Origin of the sequence: Rhodopirellula europaea 6C, assembly GCF_000338295.1 — a bacterium.
Classification (GTDB): Bacteria; Planctomycetota; Planctomycetia; order Pirellulales; family Pirellulaceae; genus Rhodopirellula; species Rhodopirellula europaea.
Genome location: NZ_ANMO01000270.1, coordinates 1 through 2829, shown reverse-complemented (window position 1 = coordinate 2829; position 2829 = coordinate 1). Strand labels below are relative to the sequence as shown.

General features: G+C 56.5%; 2 protein-coding genes and 3 pseudogenes. All 5 read right to left on the bottom strand.

The features are described 5' to 3' along the window. Positions 1-47 precede the first annotated feature (47 nt). Positions 48-706 (bottom strand): annotated as a pseudogene (locus RE6C_RS28690) (hypothetical protein). Positions 707-825: 119 nt separating this feature from the next. Continuing rightward, the gene (locus RE6C_RS28685) at positions 826-1257 is read right to left on the bottom strand and encodes a hypothetical protein (RefSeq protein WP_008662444.1); all 432 of its coding nucleotides are present in this window, start codon (positions 1255-1257) and stop codon (positions 826-828) included. Between the two features lie 262 nt (positions 1258-1519). Continuing rightward, positions 1520-2029, bottom strand: a pseudogene (locus RE6C_RS28680) (AAA family ATPase); the annotation flags it as partial. 30 nt (positions 2030-2059) lie between these two features. Beyond that, a pseudogene (locus RE6C_RS33685) lies at positions 2060-2299 on the bottom strand (GIY-YIG nuclease family protein); the annotation flags it as partial. Positions 2300-2358: 59 nt separating this feature from the next. Further along, the coding region (locus RE6C_RS28675; protein WP_039963779.1) for a hypothetical protein at positions 2359-2829 on the bottom strand (471 nt) is incomplete at its 5' end.

Genomic DNA, 2829 nt, shown 5'->3' with positions numbered 1-2829 from the left:
CCGCAACTCACCTTGTCGCCCCACGACGATCTCGGTTGAGCAACGCATCAGCGTGATCGTCTCAGGATGCTTCGGCGTGGACGCTCAGTCATCCAGCCCTCCAGCGAAGCTTCCACCCGCGAGAGTTCGGTCGCCACGCGTTGACGAAGCTCCGATTGCTCTCGCAGTTGTTGAGGCACCACGCCACCAACGATACGACGAGCGTCGGCCACCAGGCGGTCCAATTGATCGTCCGAACGGATGTTCAATCGTTGAAACCGATCCAAAAACTCGGCCAAATTTGTGACAGCTGTATCACGAAACACCTTCGGTGAACCGTCGCCGTCGCCGCGCAGTCTTTCACCCAGATGAGTGACCAACTGCTCGAGTTCATCAGCGAAGGCTTGCTCGGCAACGTGTTGGCTTTCCAGTGATCCGCGGCCTGTTTGCGTACTGCGGTCGCGGCACGGAATGCGGGGTGGTTGGTGTCGAGAAGCTTCTTGGACGCGGAGACCGATTTCGTATCGGCATCGAACGTTCCGGCCGCTTGCCGGGTTTGGTCAGTGCTCAGCGTCTTACGGACGCTGGGCCAGTGAATCTTCAGCCGCACGGCGGTGGTTTCGGCTTGCAACCGTTCGCTGACGCTGGCCATGGGGTTCACTTCGTTATCGCCGAGTGCGTGAGACTCAGAGGCGGGTGACGCGGTGGTCAGATTGGCGGTGGACATGGTGAATGGTTTCCTTCGATAAGTTGAAGACGGTACAAACGAAAAACGCCCCGCCGACCGAAACGGTCGACGAGGCGTCAAAACAGGGGACGTTGAAAACACGGGGATGATCCCCAATGTCAGGATTCTTGGTGAGTGAGTTTCTCCGGAGAGTTCAGTTCTCGATGTGCAATACTCTGTTGCTCATTGGCCTCAGTCAGATCAGCCATTTGGTCCAGCAATTCGTTGCAGGCAGCATCCGAAGAGTCAGACGCTTGCTCTTGAAACAGCAAGCCTGCCAGGAGCAGCAACGGCAGGACACAGGCAAACAAAAACACAGCGGATGAGATCACCGCGGCGAGCACTGGTTCGCTTCGTTCACGTTCATCCCACTCACGGCGATCGGCTTCCAGTTGGTCGCGTTGTCGACCAACCTCCGCTCGCTCGTTCTGCATGTCTTGCTGCAGTTGCAGCCATCTGGCGTCACTGAGGTCGCGACCCGACGGGCCGCAACCGATCAAGAGACTGCCGAAGAATAGCGTCGTCAGACCGAGGGGCTTTGTCAGAACCATCGTCTTCCGACGGCAGGATTGGGTCTGCATGAAAGAACTTCCTTTGGGTCAGGAGGTGCACGATTGCGTGTAGTCCACGGACTCGCCGACGAAGCTGCCACACGAGCAGCGACGCAACCGTCAAAGCGAGCGACAGGAACAAGCAAACGACAAAAAAAAGAGGTGACATTGTTCTCCTAGGTTCGAATGAAGGTCGGGTTGTGATGAGGTTGTATGCCACGGCCAATTCGGCGAGGGCTCGCCGAATTGGGGCGTGATTTTGTCAGTTGTTGGATGGGTCCGATCGCGAGCCTCGTCGCTTGCTCGAAGATCCACTCGAAGCCAGAAACAACCCCGAGTGATCCGACGACAAGCATCGACCGTTGGCCCACTGCCGAAGTCGGCCGATGGATTCCGAAGACGTCTTTGCAACCGGGACCACGTTTTTAGACGCTTCGATTAGCGAGACATCCAACAACGCAGCGAGCCGGCAACACGATTTGATCTCGGCACCAGTCCACTGATCGTCGTTGGGTGTCGACTCATCGGTCGCGATGCCGAACTGGTTCCGATACAGTCGCCAGATCTCATCCTTCTGAGTTCTGCCAGGAAGATCCAGAAAGAACACGCCGTCAAACCGTTCGGCTCGACTGAACTCCGGTGGGAGTCGCTTCACATCGTTGGCCGTGCAAACCACAAACACATCGGAATCGTGATCATTCAGCCAAGTTAGAAACGTGCCCATCATCCGTGATGACACACCGCTATCGTTGGCTGATCCGCTTGCTCCCGAGTGGAACATGAGTTGGGTGTTCACGTCATCCGTGTTGGCGTTGAACCACTCGCATCGTTTTCGCATGTCCTGGAACATCGCACGCCACTTTTTCTCTTTCGCGACGGCTTCGGATTTCGACATCACTTCGATGTGTTCCACCTTCAAGCGGAATGGGCATCCCGACTGCAGTTGATTTCGACGCCTTGCGATGTTGGTGGATCGACCGATCTTCACGAATCGTCTGCCGAGGAACTCGCAGGTGATGAAGTAGACGCCAGAGTTCGACAAGGTTCAAGCTTCCGGAGTTGTTGCAGTGTGGGTTGTTTGCGACGAACGGGTGGCGATCTCTAGCCTCCGGTTGCTGCGTCAATCTTTTGCTGGATCTGTGCAATGCAGTTCGCCGTGTAGGTTGCGTGCTCTGGCCAACGTGCTTTGATTTGTTGGTAAGCCTGAATCGCCTCGTTCCAATCGCCGAGTTGATGGAGTCGCGAGGCGGCGTCCAACGCATCGTCGGCGGACAGCTCTTGTTCCGGCTCTTCATCGGCGTCGCCGAAATCGAAGTCGTCGGGCCAGTCAAACGTTCCGACATCCATGAAGGCGTTGCACTTTGGACAATTTTGCGTTGTGCCGTCTTGGGACGCGGGAAACTCGCTGGTCACACCGCATTCTTCGCACTCGGATTTGATTGCTGGTGCGTTGTCCAAGTCCGCTCGGCGTCGATCTCGTTGGCTCTCGAATTGTCGCAGCAAATCTCCGGCACGCTGGAGGTCCGACTTCTCAACGAACACCTGTGGCTTGTGGAATTGGCTGATGGTGCC

What these genes read in the sequence shown, in the direction of transcription:
- RE6C_RS28685 (WP_008662444.1), bottom strand. Translation starts at nt 1,257, where the DNA reads ATGGTTCTGACAAAGCCCCTCGGTCTGACGACGCTATTCTTCGGCAGT.